This is a genomic window from Erythrobacter insulae (assembly GCF_007004095.1).
GTDB lineage: Bacteria > Pseudomonadota > Alphaproteobacteria > Sphingomonadales > Sphingomonadaceae > Erythrobacter > Erythrobacter insulae.
This window is the reverse complement of the sequence record NZ_VHJK01000001.1, coordinates 1272117-1291430: the sequence shown is the minus strand read 5'-3', so window position 1 is coordinate 1291430 and position 19314 is coordinate 1272117. Positions and strand designations below refer to the sequence as shown.

Annotated in this window: 19 protein-coding genes and 1 tRNA gene; 10 read left to right on the top strand and 10 right to left on the bottom strand. The window is 57.7% G+C overall.

Annotated features, from left to right (window positions below; genetic code table 11):
* Positions 1 to 103 precede the first annotated feature (103 nt).
* Together FGU71_RS06180 and glpX are read right to left on the bottom strand one after the other, a co-directional pair.
* Positions 104 to 472 carry a PilZ domain-containing protein gene (locus FGU71_RS06180; protein WP_142787748.1) on the bottom strand — a complete coding sequence of 123 codons (369 nt, stop codon included), beginning with the start codon at positions 470 to 472 and terminating at the stop codon, positions 104 to 106.
* 82 nt (positions 473 to 554) lie between these two features.
* The gene (gene glpX, locus FGU71_RS06175; RefSeq protein ID WP_142787747.1) at positions 555 to 1592 is read right to left on the bottom strand and encodes a class II fructose-bisphosphatase; all 1038 of its coding nucleotides are present in this window, start codon (positions 1590 to 1592) and stop codon (positions 555 to 557) included.
* Positions 1593 to 1705: 113 nt separating this feature from the next.
* On the opposite strand from glpX, the gene FGU71_RS06170 reads away from it, so the two are divergent.
* Positions 1706 to 2290 carry a hypothetical protein gene (locus tag FGU71_RS06170; RefSeq protein WP_142787746.1) on the top strand — a complete coding sequence of 195 codons (585 nt, stop codon included), beginning with the start codon at positions 1706 to 1708 and terminating at the stop codon, positions 2288 to 2290.
* 1 nt (position 2291) lies between these two features.
* Here the strand turns inward: FGU71_RS06170 and FGU71_RS06165 are convergent, their stop codons facing one another.
* Complete coding sequence (locus FGU71_RS06165; protein ID WP_407644397.1) at positions 2292 to 3614, bottom strand: homoserine dehydrogenase; 1323 nt, start codon at positions 3612 to 3614, stop codon at positions 2292 to 2294.
* A 129-nt stretch (positions 3615 to 3743) separates the two neighbouring features.
* Positions 3744 to 4649 (bottom strand): hypothetical protein, encoded by a 906-nt coding sequence (locus FGU71_RS06160; RefSeq protein ID WP_234035667.1) that lies wholly within the window; start codon positions 4647 to 4649, stop codon positions 3744 to 3746.
* 394 nt (positions 4650 to 5043) lie between these two features.
* Here FGU71_RS06160 and FGU71_RS06155 point away from each other — a divergent pair, with 394 nt between their 5' ends.
* The 4 genes from FGU71_RS06155 to FGU71_RS06140 all read left to right on the top strand — a co-directional run bounded on the left by FGU71_RS06155 (position 5044) and on the right by FGU71_RS06140 (position 7623).
* Complete coding sequence (locus tag FGU71_RS06155) at positions 5044 to 5700, top strand: energy transducer TonB (protein ID WP_142787745.1); 657 nt, start codon at positions 5044 to 5046, stop codon at positions 5698 to 5700.
* A 76-nt stretch (positions 5701 to 5776) separates the two neighbouring features.
* Positions 5777 to 6535, top strand: a complete 759-nt coding sequence (locus FGU71_RS06150; RefSeq protein WP_142787744.1) for a MotA/TolQ/ExbB proton channel family protein — start codon at positions 5777 to 5779, stop codon at positions 6533 to 6535.
* Positions 6536 to 6626: 91 nt separating this feature from the next.
* Complete coding sequence (locus FGU71_RS06145) at positions 6627 to 7160, top strand: ExbD/TolR family protein (protein WP_185960212.1); 534 nt, start codon at positions 6627 to 6629, stop codon at positions 7158 to 7160.
* A gap of 31 nt (positions 7161 to 7191) precedes the next feature.
* Entirely contained in the window at positions 7192 to 7623 is a 432-nt protein-coding gene (locus FGU71_RS06140) for an ExbD/TolR family protein (RefSeq protein WP_142787743.1), read from the top strand.
* Positions 7624 to 7746: 123 nt separating this feature from the next.
* On the opposite strand, the gene FGU71_RS06135 is transcribed toward FGU71_RS06140, so the two are convergent.
* The 5 genes from FGU71_RS06135 to FGU71_RS06115 all read right to left on the bottom strand — a co-directional run bounded on the left by FGU71_RS06135 (position 7747) and on the right by FGU71_RS06115 (position 13828).
* On the bottom strand, positions 7747 to 10206 hold the full coding sequence (locus FGU71_RS06135; RefSeq protein WP_142787742.1) for a ligase-associated DNA damage response DEXH box helicase: 2460 nt from the start codon (positions 10204 to 10206) through the stop codon (positions 7747 to 7749).
* A gap of 43 nt (positions 10207 to 10249) precedes the next feature.
* A complete protein-coding gene (locus FGU71_RS06130) occupies positions 10250 to 11101 on the bottom strand; it encodes a DUF2059 domain-containing protein (RefSeq protein WP_185960211.1) in 852 nt (283 codons plus the stop codon).
* Positions 11102 to 11130: 29 nt separating this feature from the next.
* A complete protein-coding gene (pgmG, locus tag FGU71_RS06125; RefSeq protein ID WP_142787740.1) occupies positions 11131 to 12558 on the bottom strand; it encodes a phosphoglucomutase/phosphomannomutase PgmG in 1428 nt (475 codons plus the stop codon).
* A gap of 123 nt (positions 12559 to 12681) precedes the next feature.
* A complete protein-coding gene (locus FGU71_RS06120; protein ID WP_142787739.1) occupies positions 12682 to 13014 on the bottom strand; it encodes a J domain-containing protein in 333 nt (110 codons plus the stop codon).
* Between the two features lie 25 nt (positions 13015 to 13039).
* Positions 13040 to 13828 (bottom strand): division plane positioning ATPase MipZ, encoded by a 789-nt coding sequence (locus FGU71_RS06115; RefSeq protein WP_142787738.1) that lies wholly within the window; start codon positions 13826 to 13828, stop codon positions 13040 to 13042.
* Positions 13829 to 13933: 105 nt separating this feature from the next.
* On the opposite strand from FGU71_RS06115, the gene panC reads away from it, so the two are divergent.
* The 5 genes from panC to FGU71_RS06090 all read left to right on the top strand — a co-directional run bounded on the left by panC (position 13934) and on the right by FGU71_RS06090 (position 18684).
* Entirely contained in the window at positions 13934 to 14797 is an 864-nt protein-coding gene (panC, locus tag FGU71_RS06110) for a pantoate--beta-alanine ligase (protein ID WP_142787737.1), read from the top strand.
* A 72-nt stretch (positions 14798 to 14869) separates the two neighbouring features.
* A tRNA-Gly gene (locus FGU71_RS06105) sits at positions 14870 to 14943 on the top strand.
* A gap of 152 nt (positions 14944 to 15095) precedes the next feature.
* On the top strand, positions 15096 to 15998 hold the full coding sequence (gene cysD, locus FGU71_RS06100; RefSeq protein ID WP_142787736.1) for a sulfate adenylyltransferase subunit CysD: 903 nt from the start codon (positions 15096 to 15098) through the stop codon (positions 15996 to 15998).
* Entirely contained in the window at positions 15998 to 17926 is a 1929-nt protein-coding gene (cysN, locus tag FGU71_RS06095; protein WP_142787735.1) for a sulfate adenylyltransferase subunit CysN, read from the top strand. The genes cysD and cysN overlap by 1 nt, the downstream gene beginning before the upstream one ends.
* Before the next feature lie 11 nt (positions 17927 to 17937).
* Positions 17938 to 18684, top strand: a complete 747-nt coding sequence (locus tag FGU71_RS06090) for a 3'(2'),5'-bisphosphate nucleotidase CysQ (protein ID WP_185960210.1) — start codon at positions 17938 to 17940, stop codon at positions 18682 to 18684.
* Here FGU71_RS06090 and FGU71_RS06085 read toward each other — a convergent pair.
* Positions 18681 to 19292 carry an OmpA family protein gene (locus FGU71_RS06085; RefSeq protein ID WP_142787733.1) on the bottom strand — a complete coding sequence of 204 codons (612 nt, stop codon included), beginning with the start codon at positions 19290 to 19292 and terminating at the stop codon, positions 18681 to 18683. The two genes, FGU71_RS06090 and FGU71_RS06085, sit on opposite strands and share 4 nt — an antisense overlap.
* Between the last annotated feature and the right edge of the window lie 22 nt (positions 19293 to 19314).

Below are 19314 nucleotides of genomic sequence, written 5' to 3'. Positions count from 1 at the left end.
CAACACAGCGCAGTGTGGTTGTCGTCAGCTCTTATGGATGCCGGGGCATCTGCTTATAATGGTATGCGGCAAACACGCTTTCAGATTTTGGGCTCGGACGTGCTTACGTACCGACCCATTCCATCGCTTCTTTAAGAAGCATTTCATGCCGATATGAATCGGCATCGGTCACCCGCGCTTGCGTCGATTCGAGCCATTCAGAAGAAATCGGACGATCAAATTTCAGGCCGACATACAGCCCTTCTTGCCAGACGACATCGCCAAAGGTTTCAAATTCCATCCAGCTAATAAAGCCCGCGCGCTCTTTTGGTGGTTCGGAAAAAGCAACCCTTGCGCCTGATTCGGAAAGGTCGAGCAGAGTGATCTGCTGTCTGCCGTCCATGCCCATAAAGACACTATCAATGGCGAGCTTAACTCTGGGAGCAGAGCGGCGGTATACGGCGTTTTCGTTCGAAGTTTCTGTTTGCGACATGCGCTGCGCCTAAACGCGAATTCTCGCTATTCGATTAACGAAACCCGATTTCCAGCCGATCCCGCGCTCGCATATCCAGCTCTTAATCTGTCCGGTGCGGCGCAATCCGGTGCTCGCCTTTGATCCAGCGCACGGTACCGCTCGAAGCGCGCATCACGACGCTGTCTGTGGTCATGATGGTGGCACCGGTTGATTTCTTGCGTTTCTTCACACCATTAAGCAGCGATCCGTCTGTCACCCCGGTTGCTGCAAAGATGCAATCGCCTTTGGCCAGATCTTCCAGTTTATAGATCCGGTCGTAATCGGTGATGCCCCACTTTTTCGCGCGGTCTTTCTCTTCGTCATTGCGAAACACCAGCCTGCCATTGAACTGACCGCCGACGCAGCGGAGTGCCGCCGCCGCCAAAACGCCTTCAGGCGCACCGCCCTGGCCCATATACATATCGATGCCCGTATCCTGATCGGTCACCGCGATGACCCCGGCAACATCTCCATCGCCGATCAGATAAACGCCGCAGCCCAGCGCGCGCAGCTCGGCAATAATGCCCGCATGGCGCGGCCGGTCAAGCACACAGACATTGATGTCAGCAGGCTCTCTACCCTTGGCGGCAGCCACCGCTTTCACGTTTTCCGTGGGAGATTTCGCAAGATCGATAACGCCTTCGGGATAGCCCGGGCCAACCGCCAGCTTGTCCATATACGTGTCTGGCGCATTCAAGAGGTTGCCTTCGTCTGCTGCTGCCAAAACCGCCAGCGCATTGGGGCCTGCCTTGGCTGTGATCGTCGTGCCTTCCAAGGGATCAAGCGCGATGTCGATCTTGGGCCCTTTGCCCGGAGCGCCGCCGACTTTTTCACCGATGTAAAGCATTGGCGCTTCGTCACGTTCGCCTTCGCCGATCACGACGGTGCCGTCCATATAGAGATTGTCGAATGCACGCCGCATCGCTTCGACCGCAGCGGCATCAGCTGCTTTTTCATCGCCCCGTCCGACAAGCTGCGCTGCGGCAACCGCAGCCGCCTCTGTCACACGGACCATTTCCAAAACCAGAACACGATCGAGCGCATCTTCGGAATCGGGTTCTTTATCGGCAAGCACATCGGTATTTACGGGCATATTCATCGCAAATTCAGTCCCTATTGTCTTTCAAGGCACCCTTGCAAAATGGCGGAGGCCATGCGCAATTAACGGTGTGCATTGGTATGCGCGTTGCGCTTAAGCCTAAGGAGGTGCGGTTGTCGAGTAATGCTGCATCTGGCCGGCGCTTTTCCACGATCCTGGTGGGACTTGCGGTGCTGGCTGGCTTTACAATGCCTGTCGCTGCGCAAAGCGAAAGCGCTTCGCAGGAACGTGATGACGCGCCAGAATCAGCCCCTCCTTTTACTATCGATTTGTCAGTGACCGTTCCGCGCAGCGAATCCGATCGGCTGCTCGAAGAAGATTGCAAAGAAGAGGCAGATGCAGCGCGGATCGTGAATGAGATTATCGTATGTCGCCAGCTGGGTCAGGCAAGCGACGGATCATGGAACAAGGAAGAATGGCAAAAGGGTTACGCACAGCGCACGAAAGGTGGCGGAACGCCTGACACGTTCGGCATCCCCAATCACGGCAATCCGATCAGTATCGGAAGCGTCCCGCCGCCCGCGATTTTCATCGACGTCGAAGCCTTGCCACAAGCGCCCGAAGGCTCGGATGCAGACAGGATTGCGCGGGGCCTCCCGCCGCTTGGCAAAAACAGTGAGCCGACACCGGAACAAATCGCCGAACGCCGCAGCCGGCTCGGATTGGAAGCGCGGCCGCTTCCGCCCGCTCCCAACTGATTCAGTTCGGTAGAATCGGCAGGACCAGCGGCTCACCGGTTAAACTGTCAGACCCCTCCAACAGGTCGAGCGCGCGGCGCACATTCGCCTCGGGGCCTTCGTGGGTCACCATCGCCACCAGCACATCACCGCCCTGATTGGCGCGGCCCTGCTGGATCAGGCTTTCGATCGAAACATCTGCATCACGCATAGCGGCGGTGATCTCGGCCAGCACACCGGGGCGATCATTGACCGTAAAGCGCAGATAGTTGCGCTCCATACGATTGCCTGGCTCCGCCGGAGCAAGCGGCGTGAGCTGCGCAACAGGGATCGAGAATGGCGCACCCACTTCACTGCGGGCAATATCGATCAGATCGGCGACAACAGCGCTTGCGGTTGGGCCTTCGCCGGCGCCGGCGCCTTGAAACAGCAGTCGGCCCGAAAAATTGCCCTCTGCGACCACTGCATTGGTTGGCCCGTCGACCGAGGCCAAAGGGTGATCCTTGGCCACAAGACAGGGGCGGACACGTTGGAGCAACTTCGCATTCGCTCCTTCGCCTTCAACATCGGCCTGCGCAATCAATCGGATGACAAACCCAAGGGCATCGGCCTGAGCGATGTCAGCGGCGCGAACCTGAACGATGCCGCTAATATGGACCGCGTCGAAATCTACTTTCGCGCCGAACCCGATGGCAGCCAGGATCGCGAGCTTGTGAGCAGCATCAATCCCTTCGATATCAAAGGTCGGATCGGCTTCGGCGTAACCAAGCCTTTGCGCCTCGGCGAGGGTATCAGCAAAGTCGGCCCCCGTTTCCTCCATCTCCGACAGGATGTAATTACAAGTACCGTTGAGAATGCCGTAAACCTTGGTCAAGGCATTGGCGCTGGTGCCTTCGCGCAGGCCTTTAACCACAGGAATGCCGCCTGCCACGGCCGCTTCAAACTTTAACGGGACACGCGCGTTTTCAGCCAACTCGGCCAGTTGCAATCCATGATGCGCGATCATTGCCTTGTTCGCGGTGACGAGACCCTTGCCCGCAGATAAAGCTGCGCGAGAAGCAGCAAGCGCCGGGCCGTCCGAACCTCCTACAAGCTCGACCAACACGTCGATATCATCGCGGGCGGCAAGCGCGCTCATATCGTCTTCCCAAGCGTAGCCTGATAAATCCACGCCGCGGTCGGTGCTTCGGTCCCTTGCGCTGACTGCAACCACCTCAATCGCGCGGCCCGCTCTTGCAGCAATCAGATCGCGGTTCGTGCCGAGGAGACGGATCACGCCGGCCCCAACGGTGCCAAGACCGGCAATGGCGATGCGCAAAGGCTGGGTATCGGTCAAAAATGTCACAGAATTCGGTCCCTGTTTTGAGTTCAGCAGGTGCTGTCTTGGCGCGAGCCCCTACACGCGCAAGCACGCTGGCGGAACTCAATTTGTCTTGTCAGGGAATAAGCCGTGCTTGGCCCCACCCGATTTTGGTTAGCCCGCCTCGGTGATGGCGCGGTCACAGGCACCCAACCCGTCAACAACCAATCGGTAGTCCGTGGCAGCCAACCTGCGTGCCGCCGGATCACGCGCGAGATTGGCACGGCTCGGCAATTCATCGGGAAGCGAACAGGCAAGACGGTACCATCGCAGCGTCCCGCGCGCCGGCGCTCGCGCCGCCGAATCGACTATCTCGCCCCACGACACCCCCCAGACGGGGGGCTGGCCGGGACGCCGCAAAACGGTGATCGAAACGGGCGAGCGGTCCAACGTTTCAAGGAATATCTGGGTTTCCGATTCGCCTGCCAGTGTTCCGGGGACCGCCAAAGCATCGGCGATGCCCGTTATCTTTGGCGGCAAATCAGCCTCCGCAAGCGACGCCAGAACCGGGCGCAAGCGGGCCTCAAACGCGGGACTGTAATCGAGCTGCGCGTTCTTGGCGGCCAACTGGATTTCTGTCCCTCGCGAAGATTGGGTGCGGCCTGGAACTGTGTTGGCAAACAGCACCATGGTGCGCTTTTTCAGTTTCGGCGGCTTACCTTTCACCGTCAGTGGAACGTCGACAAGATAGACCAGCGATTGTCCGATTGCGCTTCTGCCGGCAATCAACGCCTGCGTCTCTGCCTCTATGTAAAGACGCGCAAAACCCGGTTGCAGGCGCGGAGCGCGCTCCGCCGGAACTTGCGTTTGGCGACGAATCTCGGCGCGAATGACAAGCTCGCTGCGCTCGGCCAAAGTCACAAGATCAACATATGTGGCCTGATCAGCCGCGCTAATTCGCGTGTCACCAGAATTTTGCGCGGCAGCCGGTCCGGCGATTGCCGCGGCCAAGGCACCAGCAATTGGCAAAGCCCATAGGCGTCTGAATTTATGTCTTAAATTTCGGTTAATGAGTGTCATCGTCGATAAATCCTGTGCCGCATTCGGCGCTATTCACATATGCCGAACCACTTGAAAACCCGTGCAGTGAATCGCGTCTGAACCGATAAAGCGTTTGATTGCCTACGGGTTGACCGTTAAGGCCAACATCGTCTGTGCGGTTTTCGGGGACATCGTTCGCACAGAAACAAAACACTTGATGCAAGGTTTGCATCATGTGTCTCGCGGGAAAGGGACTGGTCAGCATATTGATATGTTGGCTTCTGAACCGCGAGGTTCAATATTCTGGGATTCACGCTTTTGTGGTCCGATTCGGTAGAACCTGATTCGGCCCTTGCGTGAGAATTTGCGCCGGTATGTCCACCGGCCTGTGTGATGGAGAGAAAGCGACTGGATGGCCTACGCTGACCAACAAATGAGTGGAAGTAAGGTTACTTCCATTATCATCGTGGCGTTGATCCATGTGTTGATCGGGTATTTGCTCATCTCGGGTCTGGCCATTTCGGCCGTGAAAGAGATCGCTGAGCGGGTTACCACGATTGACATTGAGGAGCCCCCGCCCCCTGAAGAACCGGATGAACCACCGCCGCCGCCAGAGCAGGAAACTGCCCCGCCGCCGCCGGTAGCGCCTCCGCCGCCCATTAGCATTGCGCCGGCACCGCCGGCGATACAGACGCAGCCTACGATTCCACCGCCGTCACCACCGGCTTTGGTTATTCCGCCGCCTGCTCCTGTTGCCGCACCGGCACCGCCGCCGCCACCACCGCCGCCTTCAAAGGCTCGTGGAGCGACGACACGGGGTGAAGGTCGCTGGGCCGCTCGCATTCAAGAAAACTATCCCTCGCGTGCACTTCGCGAAGAGATTGAGGGTACAGTCGGCGTCAGCGTCACTGTTACACCAGATGGCCGCGCAACCGGCTGTTCGGTTACGGCCTCAAGCGGTTCGAGCATCCTTGACGATGCAGCCTGCAAAGGGATGGAGCGATACGCTCGGTTTAACCCGGCTCTTAACGATGCCGGAAACCCGACCACGGGCAGATATGCCACGCGGATCACGTATCGTTTGAATTGATAACGCACTCTGATCGCAACCTTCTGGAAAGGTTTCGATCGCTGGGATAAAAGATTTTTCAAGAGGACTACTCGCAATGAACCTTTACACTCTTACGGCTGCCGCCGCTGAAGCGCCGGTCAACGAATTCGGCTTTTGGAAAGCCATGGAAGAAGGCGGCCCGGTCGCTTGGTCGATCCTTGCTGTCATGGTCATCATGTCAGTCGGCTCGTTCTACATTCTCTTCACCAAGCTCTTTGAACAGAACAAGGTGATGAAACAGTATAATGGCGTTCGCACCGCATTCTGGCGCGCTCCTTCGCTTAAAGAAGGCGCGACCAAGCTGGAGAAGAACAGTGCATGGCGCCAGCTCGCTGATGATGCTGTGACCGCTCAAGAGCACCACTCCAAAATGGAAGGTGCCGGCAACGAGATTCACTTCGTCGAAGAAGAACTCGCTCACTCGCAAGACACCATCAACCAGTCGCTTTCCGGCGGTCTGTCGTTCCTCGCGTCGGTTGGTGCTACTGCACCGTTTATCGGTCTGCTGGGTACGGTGATCGGTATTTACCGCGCGCTGATCAACATCGGTATCGAAGGTTCTGCTTCGATCGATAAAGTTGCTGGCCCGGTTGGTGAAGCGCTGATCATGACCGCGATTGGTCTTCTGGTTGCTGTTCCTGCCGTGCTTGCCTTTAACTGGCTGCAGTCGCGCAACCGCCGCATCAACGCTCTGATGACCGATTTCTCGAACGACATCGTAGCGTTCATCGGATCGAACGGCGCGGTTAAGCCTGCTGTTGCGGCCCCGGCTGCAAAGCCTGCTGCCAAGCCGGCACCAGCGAAGAAGGCCTAATTTCTGAGGATTGTACTGGGGCTGGTCATCAGTGACCGGCCCCACCTTACACCACAGAATCATATTACTTTTTAGGGATAGGAATTAGGCAATGGCGATTTCGATGGGAGGCGGTGAAACGCCCATGTCGGACATCAACACCACCCCACTGGTGGACGTGATGCTCGTGCTCCTGATCATCTTCCTCATCGCGGTTCCGGTTGCGATTCAGACGATCGAACAGCTTGAAATTCCGATTTTCGAATCGGTTGAGTCGAAGAACAAGAACGAAAATCTTCTGCTCACGATCAGCACCACCGATGAGAGCGGCAAAACTGCCAGCACGGTCCGAACCGGTTTTACAGGCGCGACAAGAACTGGCGAATGCCGGATCTATTTCAACAATATCGCGCCGGTATCGTCCGAAGAACTTTATGATCAGGCGTTTGCGCGTCTCGATGCAATCGTTCAGGCGGCTGGCGGACCAGAAGCGATCATGGAAGATCCAGAGCGGATCCCGCAGGTTCACATCCGGGCCGATAAGAATGCGCCTTGGCGCTGTGTTGCTGGCGCGATCTACAACGTGCAGGCAGCCGGTTATCCAACCGTCGGCTTCATTTCGAACCCGGTCGATCCAAACGGCTAATCCGGCTCACACAGTTTAAGGAGTAACGACTATGGGTATGGCAGGAGGCAAGCTGGACGGCGAGCCAATGCTCGACATGAACATGACTCCGTTGATCGACGTTTTGCTCGTTCTACTGATCATGTTTATCATCACCATTCCGGTGGCAACGCACTCGGTTGATATTGATCTTCCGCAGGGAAACCCACCGCCACAGGATGTTCAGGTTGATCCGATCAAGAACAAGCTTGTTCTGACACCAACCGATCAAATTCTTTGGAATGGTAATCCAATTAGCCAGGGTCAATTGGTGACCTTGCTGCAAGAATCGTTGGCATTTGCGACCGAGCCGGAATTGCAGTTCGAACCTGAAGGTCAGGCAAGCTATGAATTGTCAGCCCGCGTGCTGCAGATCATCAAAGTGTCTGGCGTGACGAAGTTCGGTTTTGTCGGCAACGAAAAGTACCGCGTATTTGGTAAGTAACGCTTGCCCGGGTTCATCGGACCCGCATACGAACACAAAAAGGGGCGGCCCATTCGGGTTCGCCCCTTTTCTTTTGCCCGAAATCTGCAAACAAAATCTTGGCTATGCCTTGTTGATTGGCCCCTATTCCGGCCCGATCCGCATCGCCTCTCCGGCAAGCGTTTCCGCCTCGATCAGCAGCTCATCGTCAACCCCGCCCTGAGGTACAGCTTCGCGTCCAATCATCGTCATCACAGGCACCGCCAGCGGTGAAACACGGTCCAGCTCGATGTGGACCAGTTCGCGCTGCGAACGTTCGAGCAGATCGGCCAATCTGCCAACATCCGTCATCCGTGCGCGCGCATCGGCCCAGGCCGCCTCGATCAGAACGTGATCGGGCTCGTATTTCTTGAGCACATCGTAGATCAGGTCGGTTGAAAACGTCACTTGCTTGCCAGTCTTCCGCTTTCCTGGATGCTGGCGCTCCACAAGGCCGCTGATAACGGCAACTTCGCGAAACGCGCGGCGGAGCAGGTGGCTCTCGGTCACCCACTCGGTGAATTCATGCGTCAGGATATCGGGCGAAAGGAGCGGTTTAGGATCATCCACCGGCTTTAAACCCCACACCGCGAGGCAGTAATCATTGGCCACAAACCCGCCCGGCATCAGGCCGCGGTCTTCCATCCGCCGCGTGATCAGCATCCCGAGCGACTGATTCGCGTTCCATCCCTCGAACGTATAATAGGTCGTGTAATGCTTGCCCGCCCGCGGGAAACTCTCGACCAGCAATTGGCCCGGCGCAGGCATGATGCTGCGATAATCCTGCACCTCCAGCCATTCGCGTACATCATCGGGAAACCGGCCCCACCCGGCACGGTCGCTCAACATTTCCTGAACCCGGCCCGACAAATGCGTGGTCAGCGGCAATCGCAGCCCGCCATAGGAAGGGATCGTCGCGCTTTTCTTTGCCGCGCGCACGACCACATCCATATCCTTGATCACTTCCACCTCAAGGCTCATTCCGGCGAAAAAGAAGGTATCACCGGCCGATAGCTGGGCTGCAAATCGTTCTTCGACTTTGCCCAGTTTACGGCCGTTTTTAAACCGCACCATCAACATTTCGCTATCGACGATGATCCCGGCATTCATCCGGTGACGCTGCGCCTGATCAGGATGCGAAAGGCGCCAGACACCGTCCTTGCCGCGAACGATCCGCCTGAATTTGTCATACGCCCTAAGCGCATAACCGCCGCTCTCGACAAAGGAGAGAACGCGCTGCAAGCCCGTTTTATCGACCCAGGAATACGCCAGACTGGACCGGATTTCGGATAGCAGATCGTCCTCGTTAAACGGCCCTGCGCACGCGCAGGCCATCACATGCTGGGCCAACACATCCAGACCTCCAGCGCGAAATTCCTCTCCGTCGCGCTGCCCTTCGTCGACGGCATCCTTTGCCGCCATCGCTTCGAGAAATTCGAACCGGTTGCCCGGTACCAGCACAGCCCGGCTCGCGGTGTCCAACCGGTGTCCGGCGCGCCCGATCCTCTGCAACAGACGAGACGAACCTTTGGGCGCGCCCATCTGGACCACCAGATCAATATCACCCCAGTCCACACCCAGATCGAGACTGGCCGTGGCGACCAATGCGCGCAGCTCGCCCCGAGCCATCGCGTCTTCCACCTTGCGCCGCGCCTCTGTCGAAAGACTGCCGTGATGCACCCCTATCGGCAGGTGATCCTCGTTTTCCTCCCACAGGCATTGAAAGATAAACTCAGCCAAAAACCGCGTGTTGGTGAAAATCAGCGTCGTACGGTTGGCTTTGATGGCTTCGTATAATTGCCCCACGGCCCAGCGCCCCGCGTGGCCGCCCCACGGAACGCGCTCTTCGATCGGCAGCAGGATTTCCACTTCGGGGGCAGCGCCGGTTTCGCCCAGCACCAGATCGGCCGCGCGGATCTCTCCGGTGCCATCATCGAGCTGAGGGCAAAGCCATTCCTGAAAACTCAGCGGATTCGCCAGCGTTGCAGACAAAGCCACGCGCTGAAGCTCAGGCGAGATTGCCTGCAACCGCGCCAGTGCGAGCGCCAACAGATCACCGCGTTTGCCCGTGGCAAATGCATGAACCTCGTCAATCACCACCCGTTTCAGCCCCGCAAACAGATCAGCGCTCTCGGGATAGGACAGCAATAGAGACAGGCTTTCCGGTGTCGTCAGCAAGACATGCGGAGGCCGTTCGCGCTGGCGTTTTTTCCGATTGGAAGGCGTATCGCCGCTGCGCGTTTCAACCTTTATCGGCAGACCGATCTCTTCGATCGGGGTCAACAGGTTCCGCTTCACATCCTGCGCCAGCGCTTTCAGAGGCGAAACATACAGCGTGTGCAGCCCATCATGCACTGCGCCGCCCGCCGATGACGCAAAATCGCACAATGTCGGCAGGAACCCGGCAAGCGTCTTGCCCGCGCCCGTATCAGCGACCAGCAGAGCGTGACGCCCTTCGCGCGCTTTGGAAAGCATATCGTGTTGATGCCGGCGCACGCGCCATCCGCGCGCATCGAACCACGCCTGTATTTCAGGAGGCAGTGTGGGAGGGGCGGGCTGGCTCACAGCCAAAGATGTGGCGGCTCACCGCCCCTCTCGCAAGGTGCGATCAAAAATCGGTATCTTGCGCCGCTTCAAGCTGGGCTTCGATCTCTTCGCGCGTAAACCCGGTCATCTCGGTGACGCGCTCTTGTTCGGCCTCTGACAGGTCGGCAAAGGATCGCGGCGCTGGCAGATCTGCGGTCAAATCGGAAAGCTGCCCTTCCAACGCGCCGATGGATTGCATCATCGCAGGAAGGGCCTCCATGCTTGCAGAGATTACCCGTGGATCGCTCGACATGGTGAAGCTTTTGCGCGCAAAGTTCGCACCCGTTTCAGTGGCGAAAAACGCTTCGATTTCGTCCAACTCGCTGGCGCTGAAATTGATTGCGTAAAGCTCTGACATGGCGCGGCGCATGCTGGGTTCCATCGCCGACATCATCTGGGTCATCATTGCAGGAAAAACCTCCATCTGACGCGCCTGACGTTCTTCCCATGCGGGATCGAGCATCTTTGCCAGTTCAGCCGATTGCTCAGCATCAAGCCCCGCCAGTTCGAGTGGCTCGACACCAATTGCCTTGGCCACCGTCGCATTCGAAGGTGCACCGCCCATCAACATCATGGGTTCGATCATTTCTTCGAACATCGAACCCATCATTTCGCCCATGCTTCCCTCAGGGATCAGGCTGGAAACGATGCGGGTCGCCTGCGGCAGGCGGCTCTGCTGATCTTCAGTCAGAGGCTCCACTGGAAACATGCTGGCAAGACCCGCCAGCATCGCATCCATCTGTGCAGCTTCATCGCTTTCGCCGGCTGTCTCGACAGCCTCAGTTTGCGCGCTGTCTTCCTGTGCCAAAGCGGGCAGCGGAGCGGCCAGCGCCAGGCCGGCGGCAGCGCAAAGCAGTGTGTGTGTGCGGGTCATCGGTCTCTCCATCAGTCCATTCATTCCAATCAATGACCAACGCTCTCCCCGCGCTCAAGGCCGGACAGAGACAGCTGCTCATCGATCTGGGCGAGCAAGCGGTTTAGCCCCTCTTCCGTATCGCTTTCCGCGCGGGCGACAAGCACATCCTGCGTATTGGATGCGCGCAGCAACCACCAGCCGTCTTTCGTGTTGACCCGCACGCCATCGGTGGCGTTCACTTGCTCCACGCTGGAATCGGGATTGGTTGTCAGCCGCTCGGTGATTTCGGCCATCGCCGGGAATTTGCGCACTTCATCAACCTGAAAACGCATTTCAGGGGTGTTGAGCATATCGGGCATGGCGCTGCGCAATTCGGTGACCGACTTGCCCAGCCGCGCCGATGCCGCGAGCAAGCGGATGCCCGCATACAGTGCATCGTCAAAACCGTAATAGGTGTCGGCAAAAAAGACGTGCCCACTCATCTCGCCAGCCAGCGGCGAACCAGTTTCCTTCATTTTGGACTTAATCAGCGAGTGGCCTGTTTTCCACATCAGCGGCTTTCCGCCGTGCTGTTCGACGTGATCGAACAGCGCCCGGCTCGCCTTAACATCGGCGATAATCGTTGCGCCTTGGTAGGTATCACCCTGCGTGGTCAGAAGATCCTCTGCATAGATCATCAGCAATTGATCGCCCCAGATCACGCGGCCTTCGCCGTCGATCGCGCCGATACGGTCACCATCACCATCAAAAGCCACTCCAAAATCGAGGTTCTTCTCCGCGACGAGCGTCCGAAGATCGGCCAGGTTCTCTTCAACAGTTGGATCAGGATGGTGGTTTGGAAAATGTCCATCGACTTCAGTAAAAAGCAGATGGTGCTCTCCGGGAAGTTTTGCGGCAAGAGCCTCGAGCGCGGGACCAGCAGCCCCATTTCCCGCATCCCAGCCGACTTTCAGGCTGGAAAGCTTGGCGGGGTCAATTCCGGTGAGGCCTTCGAGCATACGCTCGACATACTCGCCCATGATATCGCGCGAACTGACAGCGCCGGCACCATCGGCCCAGTCACCCGCAGCAGCGAGCTCCCCGAGCTTCTGGATATCCGCCCCAAAAAACGGTCGCCCCTGAAATACCATTTTGAAGCCGTTGTAATTGGGGGGATTGTGGCTGCCAGTTATCTGAATGCCGCCATCCACCTCTTTGCTTGAGGCTTCGGCGTAATACAGCATCGGGGTTGCCCCCATGCCGATCTTTACAACATCGCATCCGCTCGCGGTGAGCCCTTCGACCAGCGCATGTTCGAGCATGGGTGAGCTGACGCGGCCATCATACCCAACAGCAACCGTCTTTCCGCCAGCACGCCCCAAAAGGGTGCCAAAACTGCGCCCGATCGCGCGCGCATCATCAGGGCCAAGAGTTTCGCCAATGATGCCGCGAATGTCGTATTCACGCAGAACGGTCGGGTCGAAATTATAATTCATGGGAGAGGGTTCCTATTGTCTTGTCAGCTCTGATGAATGGCTAGGTTGGGGTCGTTTTACGATCCGATACTTTGGCTTCCGATGCTTTGCCTTCGATGCAGGGAGAATGTTTCATTTTCGCGATCATTCATCATGATCGATATCGGTGCGGCGATCCGGCAGCTCGCTCAGCAACAGATCGCGCGCATCATTAGCCTCGTGCACAGCGGCGTTGCTCCCGCCTTTATCAGGGTGGACCATTGCGATCAGGCGCTTATGCGCGGCAAGGATTTCGTCCCGGCCCGCGCCATGTTCTACGCCCAACAGCTTGCGCGCCTGAACCGCGGCCTGACCGCGGGTCGCTTTGCCGCCCTGCCCCAGCCCTTGCCCCAGCCTCAGCCCTTGCCATGGCCATTTGCCAAAAGCCCAGCGGAACAGAATACAAATAATGGCGAGTATGATGACAATGCGAAGCATGGCGGCACGCTAACGCCAATCGCTTTTAACTGCGAGGAATTTCCGGCAGATTGAGCGACTTGATCAAAGCGCGCAATTCCTGGCGGGCGATCAGGTGGCTGGTGCCCAGCTCGCCCAGGTGCCCTTTATCGAGGAGCGTCAGACCCGAGGGGAACAGTTCGCGGTAAATGACCCGCTCCGAAAGGCCGTGGGTCACGCGAAATCCGACGCGCTTGGCCATTTCGGCCAGCGCCTGTTCAATGCGCGCCATGTTGCGGGCCTCGACATGGCCGGTGCGGTTGCGCACCACCACCCAATCCATCTCGGGGCGCTGGCCCTGAGCGGTTGCCCGGCTCCGTTTCATCCGCGCCTCCCAGATCAGCTCGGCAAAGAAAGACAGCTTTTTGACCTTGAAGGTTTCTGCATCGACCTGACCGATCAAATCGAAATCAACGAAGCTGTCATTCATTGGTGTGACCAGCGTATCGGCATTTTCCGCCGCCGTTCTGGCAAGGGGATCATCGCGTCCCGGATTGTCGATGATCAGAAAATCGCAATCCTTTTCAAGCCGCTCCAAGCCGAGCATCAACGCCTGTTCGCTTCGCCCGCGAAACACCTCGCATTGCGGAGTCGGCAATTCGATGCCGCGCTTTTCCATCGTCGCAACACGGTTTTCCATATAGCGATGCGTTGTGCGCTGGCGCGGGTCCAGATCGAGTGCGGTCACGCGCGCTCCCAGATATGACAGTGCCACGGCCACATGAACGGCGGTGGTTGATTTGCCTGTCCCGCCTTTTTCATTCGCAAAGACAATACGGTGGGCGGTTTGAGCCATTGCAGTAATTATGTCCAAAGGTCTGAGCGCGCATCAAGGCGGCGCTTGTTAGGAGAGGTGAGAGATGTGTATGTCGGCTGTGACGTTATCTGGGGAGGCCAACAGGTGCAATCTGCAACCACGCTCGATGTGTTGAGAAATAAGGTCGCGAAATTGCGGACTGGTGGCCAGACGATCGGTTTGGTCCCAACCATGGGTGCGCTGCACGATGGGCATCTCACCCTAATCCGCAGGGCGCGTGAGGCGTGTGACCATGTGGTCGCATCAATCTTTGTAAACCCTACTCAATTCGGGCCGGGCGAAGACCTCGACGCGTATCCGCGCCAATTGGAACACGATGCCGCCATGCTGGAGGGTGAGGGCTGCGCGCTTTTATGGGCTCCGGCGGTCGAGGAAATGTATCCCGGCGGCCCCGAGAATTTTGTCACCAGTATATCCATCAGCGACGTTAGCGCCGGTTTTTGCGGCGCATCGCGTCCGGGGCATTTCGATGGTGTGGCAACGGTTGTCTGCAAACTGTTCAATCAGGTTCAACCAGACATGGCATTTTTCGGCGAAAAGGATTTTCAACAGCTCGCTGTCATCAGAGCCATGGCGCGTGACCTTGATCTTTCGCTGCCGCATGTGCGCTCGATCATTGGCGTGCCAACGGTGCGCGAGGCCGACGGTCTCGCCATGTCGAGCCGCAATCGGTATTTGTCCGAGGAGCACCGCGCGGCGGCCGCCACTCTGCCACGCGCCATGAAAGAGGCAATTGCGCGAATCGAAGAGGGGCAGGAGACCGCGCCAACGCTGGCCGCACTGGAGGATGCCTTGCTCGGGGCCGGCTTTGAAAGCGTCGATTACGCCGATCTGGCAGATGCAATTTCGCTGGAGCCGCTTGATGCCCTGAAGGACGCGCCAGCGCGCCTTTTGGTCGCTGCGAGGATCGGCAATACCCGTCTGATCGACAATATGGCCGTCGGCTAATCATCTGCATGCAGACCCGCATTTCAGATTGACGCAGCATCGTCTATGATGGCAAAGGCGCAGTCCTCGGATGCGGGTATAGCATAGTGGTAATGCTCTAGCCTTCCAAGCTAGCTAGAGGGGTTCGATTCCCCTTACCCGCTCCAAGCCGCCTTACCGCATTTGCAGAACCGGTGGCCTGCGCAATCGTATTCGTTGGAGCAGCGCCGGCAGCCCAACCCTTGCAAAGAGCCTGAATTGCAGGCGCGCAAGCAAATCTTGACTTGTATTGTGCAGTGCAACCCTTAGGCGCATGGGCATGCGTAGCTTAACTCATCTCGAACGGCTCGAAGCCGAAAGCATCCATATTTTCCGCGAGGTTGTCGCCGAAGCGGAAAACCCCGTCATGCTGTATTCGGTTGGCAAAGATTCTTCCGTGATGCTGCATCTGGCGCGCAAGGCGTTTTATCCTTCGCCGCCGCCGTTTCCGATGTTGCATGTGGCATCCGGATGGGACTTTAAGGACCTGCTCGATCACCGCGACAAGACGGTGAAGGAATACGATCTCGAATTGATTGTGGCTCAAAATGACGAAGCCGAAGAACAGGGTATCAATCCCTTTGACACCGGCAGCGCGCTGTACAGCCAGGCGCAGCTGACCGATCCGCTCAAACGGGCACTGACCGAGCATAAATTTGACGCAGCCTTTGGCGGCGGCCGGCGCGACGAGGAAAAAGCGCGGGCCAAAGAGCGGGTATTCAGTTTCCGGACCGCGTCCCACCGGTGGGACCCGAAAAACCAGCGGCCAGAGCTGTGGAATCTCTACAACTCCAAGAAAAACAAAGATGAAAGCATCCGCGTCTTTCCGATATCCAACTGGACCGAGCTGGACATCTGGCAGTATATTGCGCTCGAAAAGATTGACATTGTTCCGCTGTATCTTTCGCAGAAACGCCCAACGGTCACGCGCGATGGCCTTATCCTGGTGGTCGACGATGACCGGTTCCGTTTTGAAGCCGGTGAAGAGCCGGTAGAGCGCTCGGTCCGTTTCCGTACGCTTGGCTGTTACCCGCTGACCGGCGCGACCGAGAGCGAGGCGACAGATATGAGCCTGATCATTCAGGAAATGCTGCTGGCTACCGGATCCGAACGGCAGGGCCGCGCGATCGACAAAGGGCAATCCGCTTCGATGGAAGACAAAAAGCAAGAGGGGTATTTCTGATGACCACTCGGGATTCCAGCTTTCAGGTCGACAGCCTCATTGCCGAGGACATCGATGCCTATCTGGACCAGCATCAGCATAAAAGCCTGATGCGGTTCATCACATGCGGCAGCGTGGATGATGGCAAATCAACCTTGATCGGACGGCTGCTGTACGATTCAAAGATGATCTTTGAAGACCAGTTGGCCATTTTGGAAAGCGACAGTAAAAAAGTCGGCACACAGGGCGAGGAGATTGATTTTGCCTTGCTGGTGGATGGCCTTGCGGCGGAACGCGAACAGGGCATCACAATCGATGTAGCCTACCGTTTCTTCACCACCGAAAAGCGTAAATTCATCGTCGCGGACACGCCCGGCCATGAACAATATACGCGCAATATGGTCACCGGCGCTTCGACCGCTGATCTTGCGGTTATCCTCGTGGATGCACGCAAAGGTGTGCTGGTTCAGACCCGCCGCCACAGCTATCTGGTCCATTTGCTTGGCATCAAACATGTCGTTCTGGCCGTGAACAAGATGGATCTGGTCGATTACGATCAGGCGACATTCGATGCCATCGTTGATGACTATACCGCCTTTGCCAAAGAGGTTGGGATCGAAGAATTCACAGCCATCCCGATTTCGGGGTTCAAGGGTGACAATATCACGGCAAAAGCTGATGGCGCGCCATCCAGCAACACTCCGTGGTATTCCGGACCGGCGCTGATCAATCATCTGGAAAATGTCGAACTTGCCAACACTGCGGCGCAAGAACGCTCTTTCAGGATGCCTGTGCAATGGGTGAACCGGCCCAATCTCGATTTCCGGGGCTTTGCCGGCCTGATCGCAAGCGGCTCTATCAAACCGGGAGATCCGGTGCGGATTGTTCCTGCTGGCAAAACCAGCACTGTTAAATCCATCGCGACGTTCGATGGCGATCTGGACGAGGCGGTTGCCGGGCAATCTGTCACCCTTACGCTGAATGACGAGGTCGATTGTAGCCGCGGCGATGTAATCGCGGCAGCAGGCGACCCGCCAGAGGCATCAGACCAGTTTGAAGCAACCATCGTCTGGATGGATGAAGCCGCGCTTAAGCCGGGGCGCGGATATTGGCTGAAACTCGGATCGCAGATGGTCACCGCCACGGTCCAGCCCCCAAAACACGAAGTCGACGTCAATTCATTCGAACATCTTGCGGCCAAAACGCTTGAGCTCAATTCAATCGGTGTCGCAGAGATCGCCACCGACCGCCCCATCACGTTTGAACCGTATGAATCCAGTCGCCAGCTCGGCGGCTTCATCCTGATCGACAAATTCACGAATGCGACGGTCGGTGCAGGGATGCTGCATTTCAGTCTCCGCCGCGCACAAAACGTGCATTGGCAGCCGACCACGATCACCCGTGAAGATCACGGCCGGATGAAGAACCAGACGCCGCGCGTGCTCTGGTTCACCGGACTATCCGGATCGGGCAAATCCACGATCGCGAATGAGGTCGAGAAACAGCTTGCGCTGATGAACCGCCACACATTCCTGCTGGACGGGGACAATGTGCGGCATGGCCTGAACAAGGATTTGGGCTTTACCGAGACCGATCGGATCGAGAATATCCGCCGCATCGGTGAAGTCGCCAAACTGATGACTGACGCCGGCCTCATCGTGCTTACCGCCTTTATCTCGCCCTTCCGTGCAGAGCGGCGGCTCGTTCGCGAAATGATCCCGGAAGGCGAGTTTATCGAAGTGTTCGTGGATACGCCTCTCGAAGTGGCGGAGCAGCGCGACGTGAAAGGCCTCTATAAAAAGGCACGCAGCGGTCAGCTGAAAAACTTCACCGGGATTGATAGTCCGTATGAAGAGCCGGAAAATGCTGAGATCACGGTCAACACCGTAGATATGACGCCGGTCGAAGCAGCCGAATATATCATCAAGCAAATTCTACCGCTGAAATGAGCAAAGCCCCCATGACCGACGCAGAACTTGCCTCCCATCTTGCCGAAGTGGCTGGCCGCATCCTGATCGAAGTGCGCGACAGCGGGGCTTTTGAAGGCAAGGCATTGGGTAAAGCGGGCGACGCGACCGCCAACGAATTCCTGGTCCATGCGTTGAAAGCGCAGCGTCCAGAAGACGGCCTGCTGTCCGAAGAGGAAAAGGACGATGCGGAGCGGCTCAAAATGGAGCGCGTGTGGATCATTGATCCAGTCGATGGCACCCGCGAATATGGCGAACAGCGCAGCGATTGGGCGGTCCATGTCGGCCTTTCAATTGGCGGCGTGGCGACCATTGGGGCGGTTGCTCTACCCGGCCTCGATGGCGGCACGGTGATGCGCACTGATCAAATACATGAACTGCCCAAACCGGCCTCTGCACCGCGTTTTCTGGTCAGCCGGACGCGTCCGGCGAAAGAAGCAGTCGCCGTTTCAGAAGCAATGGGCGGCGAATTGGTCGGCATGGGCAGTGCCGGTGCCAAAGCCATGGCAGTCGTGCGCGGCGATGCCGAGATTTACCTGCATTCAGGCGGCCAATACGAATGGGATAGCTGCGCCCCTGTAGCGGTTGCGGCAGCCCACGGGCTGCACTGCTCACGCATTGACGGTTCGCCGATCCGGTACAATCGGGCAGACCCCTATCTGCCGGACCTGCTGATTTGCCGGCCCGAATATGCAGAGCGCGTTCTGGAGCTGGTCGCGGGCCTCGATGCGTCCGATTAATCAGACGTAGGCGCAGGCGCGATCACGGGCGAGTTTACCGCAATCGCGGCAACTTCGATTTCAACGCGGCGATTGGCTGCACGGCCCGCTTTGTTAGGGGACCCATCGGGCATGGCATTCGGCTGAGCCGGATTCTGTTCTCCGAATGCAATCACGGTGATCCGTGATTTATCGATACCCTTGTCGATCATCCAGTCGCGCACTTTGTCGCCCCGGGCGCGCGATGATCGCATATTTGCAGCGTCGCTGCCTTCTGTATCACTGTGGGCGCGTAACGTGATCTGGCCGCCACTGGTCACTTGATCGGTCGTTAGCAGCTCTTCAAGCGCAGCGATTGCGCTTGCGCCCAGAGTGTTTCCCCCTTCGGGAAAACCGATAGTGATAGTCACGGGTTCTAATGGCAGTGCTGGCGCCGCTGGTTGTTCGATTTCAGGCCTAAGAATGGAGACCGGCGCCTGGCTTTCATCCCCGTCTGCGGCTTCTCCTGACGGAGCAGCGCTTTCGGCTGGAATTGGCGTATCTTCGGCAGGGGTTTCACCGGATTGCGAGTTGCACGCGGAAAGCGCGGCAAATGCGCCGAGAGCAAAATAGGTGGTGAAATGTTTCATAGGGCCTCGTGATCGAAGTCTT

Excerpts from the sequence above, each read along its gene's own strand:
- FGU71_RS06090 (WP_185960210.1), top strand. The coding sequence starts at position 17,938 with ATGACCGACGCAGAACTTGCCTCCCATCTTGCCGAAGTGGCTGGCCGC.
- FGU71_RS06120 (WP_142787739.1), bottom strand. The coding sequence starts at position 13,014 with ATGCTTCGCATTGTCATCATACTCGCCATTATTTGTATTCTGTTCCGC.
- FGU71_RS06180 (WP_142787748.1), bottom strand. The coding sequence starts at position 472 with ATGTCGCAAACAGAAACTTCGAACGAAAACGCCGTATACCGCCGCTCT.
- FGU71_RS06145 (WP_185960212.1), top strand. The coding sequence starts at position 6,627 with ATGGCGATTTCGATGGGAGGCGGTGAAACGCCCATGTCGGACATCAAC.
- FGU71_RS06155 (WP_142787745.1), top strand. The coding sequence starts at position 5,044 with ATGAGTGGAAGTAAGGTTACTTCCATTATCATCGTGGCGTTGATCCAT.
- FGU71_RS06085 (WP_142787733.1), bottom strand. The coding sequence starts at position 19,292 with ATGAAACATTTCACCACCTATTTTGCTCTCGGCGCATTTGCCGCGCTT.
- FGU71_RS06140 (WP_142787743.1), top strand. The coding sequence starts at position 7,192 with ATGGGTATGGCAGGAGGCAAGCTGGACGGCGAGCCAATGCTCGACATG.
- pgmG (WP_142787740.1), bottom strand. The coding sequence starts at position 12,558 with ATGAATTATAATTTCGACCCGACCGTTCTGCGTGAATACGACATTCGC.
- FGU71_RS06160 (WP_234035667.1), bottom strand. The coding sequence starts at position 4,649 with ATGACACTCATTAACCGAAATTTAAGACATAAATTCAGACGCCTATGG.
- cysN (WP_142787735.1), top strand. The coding sequence starts at position 15,998 with ATGACCACTCGGGATTCCAGCTTTCAGGTCGACAGCCTCATTGCCGAG.
- FGU71_RS06130 (WP_185960211.1), bottom strand. The coding sequence starts at position 11,101 with ATGACCCGCACACACACACTGCTTTGCGCTGCCGCCGGCCTGGCGCTG.
- cysD (WP_142787736.1), top strand. The coding sequence starts at position 15,096 with ATGCGTAGCTTAACTCATCTCGAACGGCTCGAAGCCGAAAGCATCCAT.
- FGU71_RS06115 (WP_142787738.1), bottom strand. The coding sequence starts at position 13,828 with ATGGCTCAAACCGCCCACCGTATTGTCTTTGCGAATGAAAAAGGCGGG.
- glpX (WP_142787747.1), bottom strand. The coding sequence starts at position 1,592 with ATGAATATGCCCGTAAATACCGATGTGCTTGCCGATAAAGAACCCGAT.
- FGU71_RS06150 (WP_142787744.1), top strand. The coding sequence starts at position 5,777 with ATGAACCTTTACACTCTTACGGCTGCCGCCGCTGAAGCGCCGGTCAAC.